Genomic DNA, 16927 nt, shown 5'->3' with positions numbered 1-16927 from the left:
TTGCTGTGTCGCGCCATATCCGCGACACGTTCCTTTCGCAGATGCGTCAGGTCGGATCGCTTCTGTCCTTCGCGGCGCGATCCGCGGCTGCGGTGGCGCCGCCGCCGACGCTGGTGCGGTTCAGCGACAGCCGCATGCCCTGCGTGGGGATCGGGGCGCGCTTGGCGCTGATGGTTCGGGAGTTGACGCCCATCCAAGAGATCTCCGACGACAGCCGGCCATACTCGATCTTGGGGCAGCGGTTCATGACCACCTTCATGCCGGCGGCCTCGGCCTTCTCGGCGGCGGCATCGTCGCGGGCGCCGAGCTGCATCCAGATCACCTTCGGCAGGGGGGAGAGCTTCAGCGCCTCGTCGACCACGGGCATGATGTGCTGTGAGCTGCGGAAAATGTCGACCATGTCGAGCGGGCGGCCGATGTCGGCGAGCGAGGCGACGAACGGGCGGCCCATCAGGCTCTTGCCGACATGACCGGGGTTCACCGGAATCATGTCGTAGCCGCGCTGCACCAGATATTTGAAGGCGAAGAAGCTCGGCCGGATCTCGGACGGCGAGGCGCCGACCATCGCGATCACCTTCACGCCGTTGAGGATGCCGCGGATGTAGTCGTCGGGATAGGTGTCGTGATTCATTCTCGATGTCCTTAGTTCCTCATGGTGAGGAGCGAAGCGTCTCGAACCATGAGGCCCCGGTCGGGCCTCATCCTTCGAGACGCCGCTTCGCGGCTCCTCAGGATGAGGAATGGGCAGCAGCGACGTTGCTACTCATCCCGCCAGGTCGGCGTCCGCTTCTCGATGAAGGCGCCGATGCCTTCTTCCGCGTCGCGGGCGAGCATGTTCTCGGTCATCACCTCTGCCGCATAACGATAGGCGTCGGCAAGGTTCATTTCGGCCTGGCGGTAGAACGCTTCCTTGCCGAGCTTGATCGTATGCGCGGATTTGCGCGCGACTTGTTGTGCCAGCGCAATCGCGGTGTCGCGTTCCGTGCCCGGTGTCACCACCCGGTTGATCAGCCCGATCTCGCGGGCGCGCGGGGCCGGAACCGGCTCGCCGGTCAGCAGCATCTCCATGGCTTGCTTGCGGCTGACATTGCGCGACAGCGCGACCATCGGCGTCGAGCAGAACAGGCCGATATCAACGCCGGGCGTGGCGAACGAGGCGCGCTCGGAGGCCACCGCGAGGTCGCAGCTTGCGACCAACTGGCAGCCGGCGGCGGTGGCGATGCCCTGCACGGAGGCGACAACGGGTTTCGGCAGATGCACGATGGCCTGCATCATCGCGCTGCAGGCAGTCATCAGCTGCGCGAAGAAGGCGCGGCCGCGATCGGCGTCGGCCCGGCGCGCGGTGAGCTCCTTCAGGTCATGGCCGGCGCAGAAGGCCGGGCCGTTGGCGGCGATCACGACGGCGCGCACCGCCTTGTCGGCGCCGATCTCGGCGAGCGCCCGATGCAGCTCGGCGATCAGCGACTCCGACAGGCTGTTGCGCTGGGCCGGCCGGTTCAGCGTCAGCACCGCGACGGAGCCGGCCATCTCGCGCAACAGGATCGGTGCGTCGGCAGCATGGGCGAGGGCAGGGGCGGACATTCCGATTTCCATATGGGCGTGTGGTTGCAGCTAATGTAACAGATTGCCAACAACCAGAGCAGGGGGAGACATGACGGCGAAGATGACCATTCCGGAGCTGGAGGCGTTCCTGCACGCGGAATTTCCCCAGGCCTTCCGGACCGGCGGCGACATCGCGATCGAAAGCGCTGATGGCAAGAGCTGCGTGCTGCGGCAGCGCTTCAACGAGCGTATGCTGCGCCCCGGCGGAACCGTGTCCGGGCCGACGCTGATGGCCTTGGCCGATTTCGCGATGTACGTGGTGCTGCTGTCGGCGATCGGCCCGGTCGGGCTCGCGGTGACCACGAACCTCAACATCAACTTCCTGCGCAAGGGCGCGGCCGGCGCCGACGTGCTCGCCGAGGCCCGGCTGCTGAAGCTCGGCAAGCGGCTCGCGGTCGGCGAAGTCACTCTGCTGTCAGGGGAATCCCCCGATCCGATTGCCCACGTCACGGCCACCTATTCCATTCCGAATGCGTGAGCTTTTCGAGGGTATTATAGCACCATATTTCCAAGCTACTGTTTTTGTTATAGGAATTTTGCGTTGATGGCGTTGACGAATGCGGGGCGCTTCTCTAGAAGCTGCGACCAGTTCGGCGCGTCATCCGCGCCGCATTCTCCCTGTCACGGATATCTCTCATGAAAACCTTTTCGGCAAAGCCGGCCGAGGTCCAGAAGAAGTGGGTCGTGATCGACGCCAAGGGTCTGGTCGTCGGTCGTCTCGCCACGCTGGTCGCGATGCGGCTGCGCGGCAAGCACCTCCCGATCTACACGCCGCACGTCGACTGCGGCGACAACGTCATCATCGTCAACGCCGCGCACGCCGTTCTGACCGGCCGCAAGCGCGAGCAGAAGACGTACTACAAGCACACCGGCTACGTCGGCCACGTCAAGGAGCGCACCGCGCGCCAGATCCTCGAAGGCCGCTTCCCGGAGCGCGTGATCGAGAAGGCCGTCGAGCGCATGATCCCGCGCGGGCCGCTCGGCCGCGTGCAGATGGGCAATCTGCGTGTCTATGGCGGACCTGATCATCCGCACGAGGCGCAGAACCCCGAGAAGGTCGACATCGCCAAGATGAACCGCAAGAACACGAGGGCCGCATAAGATGGCCGAAAGCATCCAGTCTCTCGATCAGCTGTCGCAGCTCAAGGGCGCGGTCACCGCTCCGGACGCTCCGAAGTATGAAAAGAAGGTCGACAAGTTCGGCCGCGCCTATGCCACCGGCAAGCGCAAGGACGCGGTTGCCCGCGTCTGGATCAAGCCGGGCTCCGGCAAGGTCACCGTCAACACCCGCGACATCGAAGTCTACTTTGCCCGTCCGGTGCTGCGCATGATGATCGAGCAGCCGATGGTCGTTGCCGCCCGCAAGGGCCAGTACGACGTGATCTGCACGGTCGCCGGCGGCGGTCTGTCCGGCCAGGCCGGCGCGGTCCGTCACGGCCTGTCGAAGGCGCTGACCAACTTCGAGCCGGAGCTGCGCAGCGTCCTCAAGAAGGGCGGCTTCCTGACCCGCGACTCGCGCGTCGTCGAGCGTAAGAAGTACGGCAAGGCCAAGGCTCGCCGCTCCTTCCAGTTCTCGAAGCGCTGATGTCCAGGCGATCCGGCTTCGGCCGGATCTCTCAGCCTCGAATACGAACGGGCGCCCTCGCGGGCGCCCGTTTTGCTTTGTGCGTGCGTTGATCAGGCGCTGGCGCGGCGCGCCGTCAGCCACTGGTTCGGCGCCAGCGGCTTCGACACCACGCGGACCTCGCCGATGCTGCCGATGAAGCCGTCCGATGGTGCCCGGTCCCACCAGCCGCAGCCGAGCGCCCAGGGCTGGGACGCCGCGACGCTGGCGAGGCCGTTGCCGCCGATCACGCTGCGCACCACCGGCGCGCCCTCGATGTAGAGCACCGTCGAATTGTCTTTGGGGTCGTTGACGATCGCGAGGTGGTACCAGGTGTTGAGCATGATCTCGCCGGACCAGTCGGTCTGCGGCTGCGTGGTCGCACTCGACGGCACGATCTCCCACTGCACCTCGCGCAGGTTGGAAATCGCGAACAGGATCGGCGGCGATTCCGGATCACCGCCGGCATAGCCCGGCAGCCAGCCGCGGTTGCCGAAGCGGGTGAGGATGTTGCACCAGGCGTGATCGGCCGCCTTCCAGTTCGGATCGATCTTGATGAAGGCCTCGACCGTGTAGCCCTTGGCGAAGGTCGCTGCATTGATCGGCGCGTTGGCCGCCGTCGTGAACCAGCTGAAGCGGCCGCCGCCCTGCTTGGTGGTGTTGAGGAACTGCACGCTGCCTGCGGCCGACGACAGGCGATGCTTATCGGCGGTGAAGACGACGTCGGCGACCTGGGCGGCGCCGGCGAGCGAGGCGCGCTGCATCGGATTGCCCGAGGTGAGGTCCGGCAGCGCGGTGCCGGCGGCGACGGCCTTGCCGATCGCAGAGGAGGCGATGCGCCAGTGTGCGACCGTCTCGGCGATCAGCGGATAGTCCTGCTCGTTGGCGGGCGGCACGACGACGGGCTCGGGCTGTTCGGTGTAGTTGGCGTAGAGGTCCTGCTTGACGCGCGGCAGGATCGGCGTGCCGGCGAAGGCCGGCAGATGGCAGAAATGGGTGAAGCGCGAGAACCGGCGCTGGAAGTCGATGTCGATGGTGAACTCGTGGTTCTCCTCGGTCAGCCAGGCGCGGTCGAACTGCTTGAGGCTGTCCTTCGGCTTCTCCACGACCCACGGCGAGAACGAGGCGACGTCGATCTTGTTCTTCGTGAAGTCGAACTCGTACAGCCGCATCAGGCCGTTGCCGCCCTGATAGGCCATCTGGTAGTCGACGACCATCTCGTGCACGGGATTGTGGAAGTCGTTGAACTTCACGAGATGCGCGCCGCCGTGATAATGGCCGTTGAGCGTCATGAAGATCTGGTCGTTGCTGCGAATGAGCTTGTCCCAGAGATACTGGCCATAGGCGACCTCGAGCGGGCTCACGCCGTCATTGGCGATGTTGAGCAGCTGGTGATTGGCGAGGATCACCGGCAGCATCGGATAGCGCGCGATCATGCTGCGCGCCCAGGCGATGGCGTCGTCGGACGCGCGCCAGGACAGTGACAGCACCATGAAGCTGACGCCGCAGGCGTGGAACACATGCGCTTCGTGCCAGCCGCTCGGATGCCGCTCCAGGAAGGTCTGCTGCTTGGCGGCGCGGCTGGCCGGGAACCAGGACAAATACGGCTCGGATGAGCCGCGCTGCGCGTCCGTGCCCGAGCTCTGGCTCGCTGCATTCTCGAACTCGAGCGCCTGCAGCACGTCGTGATTGCCGGCGAGCACGGAGTAGGGCCGGCCTGCGTTCTCCAGCAGCTTCATCGCGGCGTCGGCGACCGCCCATTGTTGCGGATGCTTGACCTGGTCGACGACGTCGCCGAGATGGATCGTGAACGGGATGTGATACTTCGCAGCGTTGTCGACGATGAACTGCGTCTGCGCCGGATAGGGCGTACTGCCATACTGGCGCTGATAGGCCTGGCCTTCTTCCGAGGTCGCATAGCGCGAGTAGAACTGCGTGTCCGGCAGCACCGCGAGCGCGAAGCTGGTGGTGACATGATGATGGTGATGGTGCATGCGCCAATGCCAGTGCGCCTGCGCCTGGCCCGGCAGCATGCTGGCGCCGAGGCCGAGCGCCGAGGCGCCCATGGCGTTGCGCAGCAGCGTGCGGCGATCGACGCGCCCAGCCGGATGATCTGCCGCGGATTTCTTGTCGTTTGATTCGTCGAAAGACATTCTCGTTCCCACCTCATGCGGCGCACCGCGCCGCGGTCGGACCGTGTTAGGAAGAGATGATCTCAAATTTGAGAAGGTTTCTTATCGTTTCGATGAGTGTCCGCCATCGGATGTGAACTGGTTCATATGTCTCGCCTTCGTGCTCAACTATCAATGATCGTTGGTCGCCGCTGTGCAATCCAAGCGGGCGTCGTGTCCCGCGCCCGGGATCGGTTTTGAATCCTTTTTGCTGCATTTTTGCGCAGCAATTTACGGGCGAGTTGTGCCGAGCTTTTCGAGAAAACTTGGCATCCCAGGCAAACGTCTTTCGAACAGACCGCCGGTTAGGTTGCTCGCGATAAGGCCGCGCTAACCCTGAGATCCCGCGCCGCCGCAGCAACCGAGGTGACGCATGGCACTCGACAGCATGACGCTCGACATCGTAGCGACAATGGTCGCGGCGCTGCTTGGCGCCATGTTGCTGTATTTCGGACGGCAGGAGAACACGCCGGCGCTACGCTGGTGGGGGGCAGCCTACATCCTCGGCGCGGTCGCGATCGCGCTGTGGACATTGGCCGCCGACAGCTATGGCGAGGTGGTGTCGCTGTTCCTGAGCTCGATCGGCCTGATCGCCACCGCCATGGTCTGGAACGCGGCGCGTGTCTTCCACGGCAAATCCCCGAGCGTCCCAGGTCTTGCGCTCGGCGCGATCGTCTGGATCGCGAGCGGCATGCTGCTCGATCCCACGGCGCAAGCGCTACGGTTGACGATCGGCGCGGCGATCGTCGTGATCTACGCGACGCTGACGGCGACCGAGCTCTGGCAGGAGCGGCGGCGCACCTTGCACAAGCGCTGGCCTGCCGTGATCGTGCCGGCCATGCACGGCTTTGTCCTGATGCTCCCGATCCTGCTTGGCAACGTGCTGCGCGACGCGAACGGCGCCTTTGCCGCCGCCTGGGTCACGATCTTCTCGATCGAGCTGGTGCTCTATGCCGTCGGCACCGTGTTCGTGATCTTCATGCTGGTGTCCGAGCGCATCGTCTCTGCCCACAAGCGCGCGGCGACGACGGACCCGTTGACCGGGCTGCTCAACCGCCGCGGCTTCGCCGACGCCAGCGCCCAGCTGATCGAGCGCGAGGCGCGCGCGGAGCGGCCGGTCAGCGTGCTGATCTTCGACATCGATCATTTCAAGTCGATCAACGATCGCTTCGGCCACGCCGAGGGCGACGAGGTGCTCAAGCTGTTTGCCGGCGTCGTCGTCGACAAGCTGCGGCTCACGGATCTCTCGGGACGCATCGGCGGCGAGGAATTTGCGGCGCTGCTCCCGTGCTCGATCGAGGAGGCAATGGTCGCGGCCGAGCGCGTGCGCCAGGCCTTCGCTGCGTCCGGCGTCGTCTGCGAGGACAAGGCCGTCGACACCACGGTCAGCATCGGCGTCGCCGGCGGGCCGGCCGGCACCGATCTCGACGTGCTGCTCGCCGCCGCCGATACGGCGCTCTACAAGGCCAAGCGCTCCGGCCGCAATCGCGTCGAAGCCTCGGCCGAACTGCCGCTGTCGCTGGAGCGCTACCGTCGCCAGCGTGCGGCCGCGGCGACGGCTGCTCCGGCGCCACAGTCCGGGCACGCCGCGCTCTCCAGCTGACGCCCGGCTTTCTCTCTCCCCTGGTCTGGGCTAGACAAACGGCCCAACAACCAGGGGAGGCCGACCGCCCATGATCACCGAAATCGCCCAGATCGACGTCAAGCCCGGCACCGAGAAGGATTTCGAGGCCGCTGTCGCCAAGGCGCGCGCCGCCTTCGGCCGCTCCAAGGGGTTTCACGGCTTCGAGCTGCACAAATCAATCGAAAAGCCGCAGCGCTATCGCCTGATGGTGAAGTGGGAGACGCTCGAGAACCACACCGTCGATTTCCGCGGCTCGGAGAACTTCACGGAGTGGCGCGGTCTCGTCGGTCAGTACTTCGCCAGCCCTCCGGATGTCGAGCACACCGAGACTGTGCTGACCTCGGCCGGCTGAACAGCGCGAGCCGCGACCATGACGCATGAGGAACTGGTCGCGGCCTACACCGCGCCGGGGCGGCACTACCACGATCTCAGCCATATCGAGGATTGCCTCGCCCGGCTCGCTTGCGTCGCCGATCTCAGTGTCGGCGATCGCGAGATCCTGACCCAGGCGATCTGGTGGCACGACGTCGTCTACGATCCCACGCGGTCCGACAATGAGGAGCGGAGCGCCGTGCTCGCGGAGCAGCACGTCGCGCCGGAGCTGCGCGATGAGGTCGGCCGGCTGATCCGCCTGACGCGGACGCACGATGTTGCGCCAGGTGATCGTCGCGGCGCGCTGCTCATTTCGATCGACCTTGCGGTGCTTGGCGCCGACGACGCGACCTACGATGCGTATGCGCAGGCGATCCGGCGCGAATATGCCCATGTGCCTGATGACGCCTACCGCGCCGGGCGTGCCGCCGTGCTGGAACGGTTTGCAAGTCGGCCGGTGATCTACCCAGATCCCGCCTTCGCCGCCGCGCTCGACGCGAAGGCGCGGGCCAATCTGGCGCGCGAGCTGAAACAGCTCCGATCCTAGCAGGAATGCAGTCCGCGCAGCACGTATGTGCTGATAGCGCTTGTGTTTTGCCGTCGCGCGACATGCAATGAGTTCATATGCGCGCCGTCCTGGCGCGCGCCTCATTTTTCGGAACTCCATCATGCCGATCATCAACCGCGCCGCCGAGCTGGCGGAGGACGCCACGGTCTGGCGTCGTGATTTTCACCAGCATCCCGAGTTGCAGTACGAGGTGCACCGGACGGCGGCGCGGGTCGCCGAGCTGTTGACGTCATTCGGCGTCGACGAGGTCGTCACCGGCATCGGCCGCACCGGCGTGGTCGGCGTCATCCGCGGACGCCAGCCGTCGGAGCGCGTCATCGGCCTGCGCGCCGACATGGACGCGCTGCCGCTGCAGGAGACCCGCGACATCCCGCACAAATCCACCATCCCGGGCCGGATGCATGCCTGCGGCCATGACGGCCACACCGCAATGCTGCTCGGCGCCGCCCGCTATCTCGCCGAGACCCGCAACTTTGCCGGCACCGCGGTCGTGATCTTCCAGCCGGCCGAGGAGGGCGGCGCCGGTGGCCGCGCCATGGTCGAGGACGGCCTGATGGAGCGCTTCGGCATCGAGGAGGTCTACGGCCTGCACAACGCGCCGGGGCTGCCGCTCGGACATGTCTCGACGCGCCCCGGTGCGGTGATGGCCGCGGCCGACACTTTCGAGGTGCGCCTGAAGGGCCTCGGCGGTCACGCCGCGCGGCCGAACAAATGCGTCGATCCGATCATCGCCGGCGCGCAGATCGTCACGGCCTTACAGTCGATCGTCGCCCGCAACGTCGATCCGGTCGAGAGCGCGGTACTCTCGATCACCCGCTTCCATGCCGGCACCTCGGCCGACAACATCATTCCGCAGACCGCGGTGATCGGCGGCACCGTGCGCACGCTCGACGAGGAGGTCCGCCGCCTGATGGACGAGCGCTTCAAGAGCGTGGTGACGGGGCTTGCGAACGGCATGGGCGTCGAGGTCGAGATCGACTATGAATGGGGCTATCCGGTCGTGATCAACCACGCCGAGCAGACCGCGTTTGCCGCCGACGTCGCGCGCAGCGTCGTCGGGCCGGATCAGGTCAAAACCGACATGCCGCCCCGGCTCGGCGGCGAGGACTTCGCCTACATGCTGCAGGCGCGGCCCGGCGCGTTCGTGTTCATGGGCATCGGCGATGGCGCCGGCGTGCATCACCCGGAATACGACTTCAACGACGACGTGATCCCGCACGGCATCAGTTACTGGGCCAAGCTCGTCGAGACGGCGATGCCGGCCGGCTGAGCCCTCGAAGACCCGGCGCTCAGATCGCGGCCGCGGCATCCTCGCTGCTGCGGTCGCTCTTGAAGTAGTCAATCATGACCTTGGCGATCGCCATCAGCGGCAGCGCCAGGGTCAGGCCCCAGACGCCGAACACGATGCCGAGCAGGATCTGGAACGCGAACAGCGTCGCCGGCGGGATGTCCAGCGCCTGGCGCTGGATCAGCGGCGTCAGCACATAGCTCTCCATCGCGTGCACGCCGAGGAACAGAACGAAGGCGGAGACCGCCGCGACCCAGCCCGAGGCGAGGCTCGCCAGCACGACGATGACGCCGGCGATGATCGCGCCGACGGTCGGGATGAAGGCCAGGAGGCCCGCCTGAATGCCGAGGATGAACGAGCTCTGCACGCCGATGATGGCAAGCCCGATCCAGGTGACCAGGAACACCGCGAACATGGTGGTGATCTGGGCAATCAGCCAGCGCTCCAGCGTATAGCTGATGCGGTCGATGATCACCGTGGCCTCGTCGCGATACTTGGCCGGGGCCAGGAATAGCAATCCGCTGCGGTAGACCGAAGGCTGCGCAGCGAAGGCCAGCCCCAAGAAAAGCACGATGAAGAAGTTTCCGACGGCGCTCACGGTGCCCAGCAGCAGCTTGAAGGTTTGGCTGACGATGGCGCCGCCGGAGGAGGCGAGCGCGCTCGGCGAGGGCAGGCCACCTGGCAGGCCATGCGACGAGGATTGCGTCGGGGTGGTTGTGCCGCCATCGGGCGCTGCGGTCGCCGTGTTGGCGCTGTTGAACTCAAAGAAGCTGGTGTCGATGCCGTTGCGGTCGAGGAAGCCCTTGATGTTGCCGAGCTGCGACTTGATCGTGTCGCTCAGCACCTTGGCCTGGTCGGCGATGGTGGTGCCGCCCAGGAAGACGATGCCGACGAGCAGGGCCGCGAGCGTCAGGCAGACGATGGCGAGCCGCAGCGGATGCGGCCAGGGCAGCACCCGTCCGAGCAGGGTTGTCATGGCGTTGAGGGCGACGCCGAGCAGCATGCCGGAGAACAGCAGGAACAGGGCCGCAGCGTAATACCAGCTGAAGGCGAGCGCGGCCAGGAACAGGATCACGCCGATGCCACCCACCGTGATGGCCCAGGCCAGGTCGCTGCGGTGCTCGCTGCGGGCCTGGAGGCGGGGGTCGGCGGGGGCGGTCATGCGGCGTCCTCTGTGCTGATCGGCTCCCACACATTGGCGAAAACGGCTGACGGATCAAGCAAAGGCTTGCGTGACCGTTCATCCGCTGGAAGCCATGCGGGGGTGCCCGGAATTGGCATTGGGGACCCGCGCGGTCATATGTTGATCCGGCTTTGCGACGCGGGCATGATTTGAAGAGGCATGATTTGTGCCTCCAGGCCGGGACCATATCGGGCTGAGACCAGGATTGGCTTGGTCGCACAGGGAGAGAAACGAGGGCAATGAAACGTCCCGTGGTCGGCGTGATCGGTAACAGCCATCGCGTCGAGAACAGGTTCACCGTGCAGATGGTGGGTGAGCGCAATCTGAGCGCCGTGGCCGAGGTCGCCGGCGCGCTGCCGCTGATGTTTGCCGGCGTCCCCGAGATCACCGATATCGCGGCGCTGCTCGACGTGGTTGATGGCGTGGTGCTGACCGGCGCCCGCGCCAACGTGCATCCGACCCGCTTCAATACCGAGCCCAGCCTCAAGCACGAGCCCTATGACATCCATCGAGACGAGGTCGCGCTGCAACTCACGGAGGCCTGCGTCGCCCGAGGCATTCCCCTGTTCGGCATCTGCCGCGGCCTGCAGGAGATGAACGTCGCCTTCGGCGGCTCGCTGCATCCGGAGATCCGCGAGATTCCCGGCCGCATGAACCACCGCATGCCCCGGCTCGAGAATGGCGAGATCCATCCCGACCCGACCGTGATCTTCGCCGATCGCCACGAGGTCCGGCTGACGCCAGGCGGCGCCTTCGCCGGCATCCTCGGCTGCGACAGCATCAAGGTGAACTCGCTGCACGGCCAGGGCATCCTCGAGCCCGGCGACCGCGTCGTCATCGAGGGCATCGCCGAGGACGGCACCATCGAGGCGATCCGCATCGCCGACGCGCCGAGCTTTGCCTTGGGCGTGCAATGGCATGCCGAATACGACCCGCAGAAGAACCCGATCAACCGCAAGCTGTTCGAGGCATTTGGGGACGCGGTGAGGAAGCGGCGTCTCGCGGCCTGATGTCAGCCTGAACCCGAGATGCGGTGAAACAGACCTAAGACTGTCGGCCGCGCTGTTTTGCAATTTCACAAGGGTTCACTGATGCGCCATGTCGTTATGCGCCATGTCCTTATTCGCCGAGTCTTGACCACCGTCATTGCGCTGGTTGTTGCCGGTCCCGTCCTTGCCCAGACCGCGCCACCGACGGAAGGGCCGATCACCTGCACGTTGCCTGTGGCGGCGACCGACACAGCGAAGACCCTCAAGCAGCGCTATGGCAGTGAAGCTGCGATCGAGGATCTGCCCGGGGCGGAGGGCGAGACCTACAAAGGCGTCGTGCTGTTTCCGCGCGCGATGGACCGGCGCATCGAGGTCGCCTTTATCGAGGACAAGGCCGCGACGGTGTCGGGGCTCACCTTGCGCGACACGGCCAAGACCAGCCGCTGGAGCGTCGCCGGCATCACGATCGGCGCGAGCCTCGCAGCAGTGCAGAAGGCCAACGGCAAGCCGTTCGCCGTCGCCGGCTTCGGCTGGGACTATGGCGGCTACGTCACCGACTTCAAGAATGGCGCGCTGGGGCGCATGCTGCCCGGCGGCTGCTCGATCACGCTGCGCTTCGGCACCGACAAGGACACGCCGCGGGCGCTCTCCGGCGACGGCGTCAAGGTATCGTCCGACAATCCGGCGCTGCTGAAGCTCGCGCCTGTCGTCACGGAGATCGGCGTGAATTTCGCTGCGAAGTGATCGCAGGCGTCTCCGCCGCTGGACCGCAGCACCGGCCATTGCGTCGGAGCCCATACCGGTCTCGCTTGTCCACTCCACGATGTTTGCAAACAGCCCGCCGCAGTCCCGCGGCGCATCCGCGCCCGAGTCATGCTGCCGTCATCGCCCTCGATCTTGAGAGGGCGCGGGGAAGACCGGACCTCGACTGAGGCCCGTGGCCCGCCTGCAGAAAAAAATGCAGGCGGCAGGTACCACGAGTCCAGCCGGACGACCCGGCCTTCCCCGCGCGCTGGTTTTAACGGCTGCTTCGCGATCTCCCTGGGGACCGGCTTGTTTGCCCCCATCACCGGCGAGACGCGCAAGGACTGACCCAGGCATCATCAACCGGCTTGACCTCAGCATCGGGAGGCCAGGACCACGCGACTTGACCGTACGCACCAGGCTCATTCGCCGGCCCGCTTGCGCGGATCCCCGAGCCCGACACGTCCATCGCTCCCCGCTGCTACGCTCCGTGACGATCGGCCGAAACGTCCCTCTTCATCGCGAACGGGATGGCCGGCAAGATCCTCTTGATTTGCCCGACGACACAAGTCGCACAACGTGCGACAAACTGGCTCGACGGGCAGTTTGCGCATGAGGGGGATGCGAGGACTGCCCGTCGGGTGCGAGGAAAAAATATCCAAAAAGGTGTGAGGGCTCTCTCCGCGATCAACGCACGTGGAAGGAGACCCCTCACCGATCGAGCCCGTTGCGCCGTCATACATGCCCTCTCCCACAAGGGGAGAGGGCGCAGTTACGGCCACCGCGCTCGCAGAGACCTTGTTAGTCCTTCTTTCTATTGATCGCGGTGGATTTTGATCGAACGACCCTGGCCTCTGCACCGATGCGAGATGCAGTGCCCTCGCCCCTTGTGGGAGAGGGCAGCGCCGGCGCATCCTCGTCCTCGGTCGGGTGAGGGGTCTCTCGCTGCGCGTGACGCTCTGATTGCAGTAAATTCTGAATCGAACTCTTCGCGGAGTTTATGCACTGTCGTCAAACAAGATGTCACCAAACAAACCACTATCCGATTCCGGTTGGACTGCGCCTATTGATTGATCGAGCAATCCGCTGGCACACTGGAAAGATGAGGTCCGAGACTGCAAGGCTCCCCAAGGGACAAGGCTATCCGCTTCGCCCATCAACGCTAGAGGATGCGCTTAAGCGCGCCGGTGTTTCAATCGACGTCCACCTCATTCGACAGCCTGGCGCACTATTTGACGCACACTTTTGGCCGCCCAATCCCAATGCTCCCTATGAACGCCTATACGTTCGTGTGGGCTCGGTCCCGTTAGAACAGGTCGACGCTATGCGCCGCGAGTTTGAGGCGACGACACTTCTTGTGCTCGTGAAATGGATTGCGAGCATTCTGGCGCAGGACCCAAAATCACCCATGCGGCGTGAAGAGCAGATGCTCGACCTTCGGGTGCGTTAGTCCAAGTCCGCAACGGACCTTCGCCCATCGTGGCTTGCTTCGGAACAGCGGTGGAAAGCACGGTGACGCTGCACAAAACTCTTCCTTGACGTTTGGTCCACGGACGCTTGTGACGAGTGCTCACCACCTCACCCCGCCGCAAACCCGTATAGCCGCTGTGCGTTGTCGGCGAGGACGCGATTGCGGGCGGCGGCATCGGGCACCCAGTCGGCGAGCAGGTCGAGCAGGTCGCCGACGTTCATCATGTGGCCGCGGTGCGCCACGTGCGGCCAGTCGGAGCCCCAGACGCAGCGGTCGGGCGCGGCCTCGTGCAGGCGGCGGACGAAGGCCACGGTGTCGGCATAGGGCGGTCCTGCGACCGTGTTGCGGTAAGCACCAGACAGCTTCACCCAGGCGCCATCACGCACCAGCGACACCAGAGTCTGGAAGCCGGGATCGGCAAGCCCGCGCGACACCGGGAAATGGCCCCAGTGGTCGATCACGATCGGTACGGAGAGCCCCTCCAGCCGCGGTGCCAGCGCCGGTAGATCGGCGGCGTCGATCAGGAATTGCAGATGCCAGCCGAGCTCACGGGCGAGCGCCGCGTAGGCGTGCAACTGATCGAACCCAATGCCGCCGCCGTAGAGGACGTTCAGGCGCAGCCCGACCACGCCGGCCTGCTGCAGCGCCGCCAGCTCGCGGTCGGGCAGGCCCAGCGGGATCACCGCGATGCCGCGTAGCCGCTTGCTGTTGGCGCGCAACGTCTCGACCATGAGGCTGTTGTCCGTGCCGTGGACGCTGACCTGGACCAGCACGCCATAGGTCATGCCGGTGGCATCGAGCATTGCGAGATATGATGCAGCGGTGGCCTCGGGGGGCGTGTAGCTGCGCTCGGCCACGAAGGGATGGCGCGGCGGCAGCCCGATGACATGGGCGTGGGTGTCGACCGCGCCCGGCGGCACCACGAACCGGGTGGCCGTGCGCGGATTCGGATCGGGCCCCGCGCAGGCGGGAGCCCGGTCTGGTTCGCACACGAGTTCACGCATCGGCGTGCAGCACCTTGCCGCGCGTCTCCGGCAGCGCGTAGGCGGCGACGAAGAACAGCGCATAGGCGAACAAAGCGAACAGGCAGATGGCCGTTGCGAGCGAGGTCATCTGCGACAGATAGCCGACGAGGAACGGAAACAGCGCGCCGATGCCGCGGCCGAAATTGTAGCAGAAGCCCTGGCCGGAGCCGCGCAAGCGGGTGGGATAGAGCTCGGTGAGGAAGGCGCCCATGCCGGAGAAATAGCCCGAGGCGAAGAAGCCGAGCGGAAAGCCGAGCACCCACAGCAACTCGTTCGACAAGGGCAGCTGGGTGTAGGCGGCGACGACGACCATGGCTCCGAGCGAGAACACCAGGAACAAATTGCGCCGGCCGAAGCGGTCCGCATACCATGCGCCGACGAGATAGCCGATGAACGAGCCGATGATGAGGGCGGCGAGATAGCCGGTCGAACTCACGATCGAGAGCTTGCGTTCGGTGGTGAGAAAGCGCGGCACCCAGAAGGTGATGGCGTAGTAGCCGCCCTGGCATCCGGTCGCCACCAGCGAGGCGAGGATGGTGGTCTTCAGGATCGGCCCCTGGAAGATCTCCAGGATCGACGGGCTGTCGCCCGCGGCGGCGACCTTGGCGCGCGCGGCTGCGGCGACCTCCGGCTCCTTGACGTAGGCGCGCAGATACAGCACCAGCAGCGCCGGCAAGGCTCCGATGGCGAACATCCAGCGCCAGGCCTGATCGGCCGGCAGCAGCGAGAACAAGGCGGCCTGCGCCAGCACCGCCATGCCCCAGCCGACCGCCCAGCCGGACTGCACGCTACCGACGGCGCGGCCGCGATACTCGGCGCGAATGGTCTCGCCCATCAGCACCGCGCCGGCCGCCCATTCACCGCCGAAGCCGAGCCCGAGCAGGGCGCGGAGCACCAGCAATTGTTCGAAGTTCTGCGCGAACGCGCACAACAGCGAGAATAGCGAAAACCAGATGATCGTGAGCTGCAGCGTGCGAACGCGGCCGATGCGATCGGCGAGATAGCCCGCCGCCCAGCCGCCGATCGCCGAGGCGAGCAGCGTGACGGTGCCGGCGAGACCTGCGGTGCCGGCATCGACCTTCCACAGCGCGATGATCGTGCCGATCACCAGCGGGTAGATCATGAAGTCCATGCCGTCGAGCGCCCAGCCCGTGGCGCAGGCCCAGAAGGTGCGCCGCTCGGCTGTGGTCATGCCATTGTAGAAGCCGGTGAGGCTCGTATCCTCGATCGGTACCACCGTCTCTGTCGCTGTCGACATCCTCGCCTCCCATGCGCCGCTCTTCTTGAACGGTCGTCCGGCGCCAGAGTTCGCTGAAAGATCTGAGGACGTCTGTCAGAAAATCGCCAGGATGGGCGCTGCCGCGCCTTGTTTTGTCAGGAAATCACCGGCCGCCGCGCTGCAGGCGGCGATAGCGCGCGGGACTCTCGCCCGTCACCGCCCGAAAGGCGGCGCCGAAATGCGATTGCGAGGAAAAGCCGAGCGACAATGCGATGTCCACGATCGGCAGGTCGGACGTCGCGAGCAGCCGTCGCGCCGCGAGCACGCGCTGCTCGACGACGAAGCGATGCGGCGTCGTTCCGGTCGCCTGCTTGAAGCTGCGGATGAAGGAGGATGGGCTCATCCCGGCGACCTCGGCCATCGCGGCCAGCGTGACCGGCGCGCCGGGATCGGAGCACACGAATTCGGTGATGCGCGCCCGCATCCGCTCGTCCAGGGGCGGCGTTCGCTCCGATCCGGACGGGCGCTGCATCGCGTAGCGGTCCGAGACGTGCAGCGCGAGCGTGTAGGCGAACTGCTCGGCCAGCAGGCGGCTTGGCCGTTCGCCGTCACCGCAGCTTTCGACCAGCCGCTTCGCCGCGGCTTCCAGCATCGGATCTTCGGTGTCCCAGGCCTGGCGCATCAGGGTGACGGGGGCAGCAGAGCCGCGGGACGCCGCGACCTCCTTCAAGAGGGCATCACCGAGATACAGCAGCAGCAGCCGGCCCGAGCGGACCTCTGGCACGGCATCGACCACCACGCTGCATCCGGGCTGGCCGATCCGAAAACGCCCCGCGCTGACCGGCGCATCGCGCCGGACCGTTCCGTCCTCTATCAGCACGTGGCGGCGGACGTCGTACAGTGTGATCGCCACCGTCGGCACCGGCAGCTCGCCATACTCGTAGAGATGCGGCCCGGTGACCTCGCTGACAGCCGCGGCAAAGCCCGCCGTCGACCACAGATCGATCAGCGCCGACTGCCGTCGTCCCGTGACGCGCTCGGCATGGCGAAGCGGATTGAGCTGCATGG

Annotated in this window: 16 protein-coding genes; 9 read left to right on the top strand and 7 right to left on the bottom strand. The window is 65.9% G+C overall.

Going from position 1 to position 16927, the window contains the following annotated elements:
* Positions 1–46: 46 nt before the first annotated feature.
* Positions 47–631 (bottom strand): CoA-binding protein, encoded by a 585-nt coding sequence (locus BRAD285_RS18360; RefSeq protein ID WP_006611047.1) that lies wholly within the window; start codon positions 629–631, stop codon positions 47–49.
* Positions 632–759: 128 nt separating this feature from the next.
* Entirely contained in the window at positions 760–1581 is an 822-nt protein-coding gene (locus tag BRAD285_RS18355) for an enoyl-CoA hydratase (protein WP_035645698.1), read from the bottom strand.
* Positions 1582–1651: 70 nt separating this feature from the next.
* Between BRAD285_RS18355 and BRAD285_RS18350 the strand changes: the two genes are divergently transcribed.
* The 3 genes from BRAD285_RS18350 (at position 1652) to rpsI (ending at position 3187) form a co-directional block, all read left to right on the top strand.
* Entirely contained in the window at positions 1652–2080 is a 429-nt protein-coding gene (locus BRAD285_RS18350; RefSeq protein WP_006611045.1) for a PaaI family thioesterase, read from the top strand.
* A gap of 158 nt (positions 2081–2238) precedes the next feature.
* Complete coding sequence (gene rplM / locus BRAD285_RS18345) at positions 2239–2703, top strand: 50S ribosomal protein L13 (protein WP_006611044.1); 465 nt, start codon at positions 2239–2241, stop codon at positions 2701–2703.
* Position 2704: 1 nt separating this feature from the next.
* The gene (gene rpsI / locus BRAD285_RS18340; RefSeq protein WP_006611043.1) at positions 2705–3187 is read left to right on the top strand and encodes a 30S ribosomal protein S9; all 483 of its coding nucleotides are present in this window, start codon (positions 2705–2707) and stop codon (positions 3185–3187) included.
* Positions 3188–3279: 92 nt separating this feature from the next.
* Here the strand turns inward: rpsI and BRAD285_RS18335 are convergent, their stop codons facing one another.
* Positions 3280–5358: a LamG-like jellyroll fold domain-containing protein gene (locus BRAD285_RS18335; RefSeq protein WP_035645695.1), complete on the bottom strand. Its 2079-nt coding sequence runs from the start codon at positions 5356–5358 to the stop codon at positions 3280–3282.
* A 391-nt stretch (positions 5359–5749) separates the two neighbouring features.
* On the opposite strand from BRAD285_RS18335, the gene BRAD285_RS18330 reads away from it, so the two are divergent.
* The 4 genes from BRAD285_RS18330 to BRAD285_RS18315 all read left to right on the top strand — a co-directional run bounded on the left by BRAD285_RS18330 (position 5750) and on the right by BRAD285_RS18315 (position 9210).
* Positions 5750–6979, top strand: a complete 1230-nt coding sequence (locus BRAD285_RS18330) for a diguanylate cyclase (protein WP_006611041.1) — start codon at positions 5750–5752, stop codon at positions 6977–6979.
* Positions 6980–7049: 70 nt separating this feature from the next.
* Positions 7050–7352 carry an antibiotic biosynthesis monooxygenase gene (locus tag BRAD285_RS18325; protein ID WP_006611040.1) on the top strand — a complete coding sequence of 101 codons (303 nt, stop codon included), beginning with the start codon at positions 7050–7052 and terminating at the stop codon, positions 7350–7352.
* An 18-nt stretch (positions 7353–7370) separates the two neighbouring features.
* Positions 7371–7919, top strand: coding sequence for a hypothetical protein (locus tag BRAD285_RS18320; RefSeq protein WP_006611039.1), 549 nt, complete (start codon positions 7371–7373; stop codon positions 7917–7919).
* Positions 7920–8040: 121 nt separating this feature from the next.
* A complete protein-coding gene (locus BRAD285_RS18315) occupies positions 8041–9210 on the top strand; it encodes a M20 aminoacylase family protein (RefSeq protein WP_006611038.1) in 1170 nt (389 codons plus the stop codon).
* Positions 9211–9229: 19 nt separating this feature from the next.
* Here the strand turns inward: BRAD285_RS18315 and BRAD285_RS18310 are convergent, their stop codons facing one another.
* Positions 9230–10390, bottom strand: coding sequence for an AI-2E family transporter (locus tag BRAD285_RS18310; protein ID WP_035645692.1), 1161 nt, complete (start codon positions 10388–10390; stop codon positions 9230–9232).
* A gap of 260 nt (positions 10391–10650) precedes the next feature.
* Here BRAD285_RS18310 and BRAD285_RS18305 point away from each other — a divergent pair, with 260 nt between their 5' ends.
* Both BRAD285_RS18305 and BRAD285_RS18300 read left to right on the top strand, forming a co-directional pair.
* Entirely contained in the window at positions 10651–11421 is a 771-nt protein-coding gene (locus BRAD285_RS18305; protein WP_006611036.1) for a gamma-glutamyl-gamma-aminobutyrate hydrolase family protein, read from the top strand.
* A 96-nt stretch (positions 11422–11517) separates the two neighbouring features.
* Positions 11518–12144, top strand: a complete 627-nt coding sequence (locus BRAD285_RS18300; protein WP_035645689.1) for a hypothetical protein — start codon at positions 11518–11520, stop codon at positions 12142–12144.
* A 1578-nt stretch (positions 12145–13722) separates the two neighbouring features.
* Here the strand turns inward: BRAD285_RS18300 and BRAD285_RS18290 are convergent.
* From BRAD285_RS18290 to BRAD285_RS18280, 3 genes are all read right to left on the bottom strand, one after another.
* Positions 13723–14619: an amidohydrolase gene (locus BRAD285_RS18290; protein ID WP_006611033.1), complete on the bottom strand. Its 897-nt coding sequence runs from the start codon at positions 14617–14619 to the stop codon at positions 13723–13725.
* Positions 14612–15898 carry an MFS transporter gene (locus tag BRAD285_RS18285; RefSeq protein ID WP_006611032.1) on the bottom strand — a complete coding sequence of 429 codons (1287 nt, stop codon included), beginning with the start codon at positions 15896–15898 and terminating at the stop codon, positions 14612–14614. The genes BRAD285_RS18290 and BRAD285_RS18285 overlap by 8 nt, the downstream gene beginning before the upstream one ends.
* A 124-nt stretch (positions 15899–16022) precedes the next feature.
* Positions 16023–16925, bottom strand: coding sequence for a helix-turn-helix domain-containing protein (locus BRAD285_RS18280; protein WP_006611031.1), 903 nt, complete (start codon positions 16923–16925; stop codon positions 16023–16025).
* Positions 16926–16927 lie beyond the last annotated feature (2 nt).

The sequence above is a fragment of the Bradyrhizobium sp. ORS 285 genome, from assembly GCF_900176205.1.
Lineage (GTDB): Bacteria > Pseudomonadota > Alphaproteobacteria > Rhizobiales > Xanthobacteraceae > Bradyrhizobium.
This window is presented reverse-complemented; position numbering and strand designations above follow the sequence as displayed.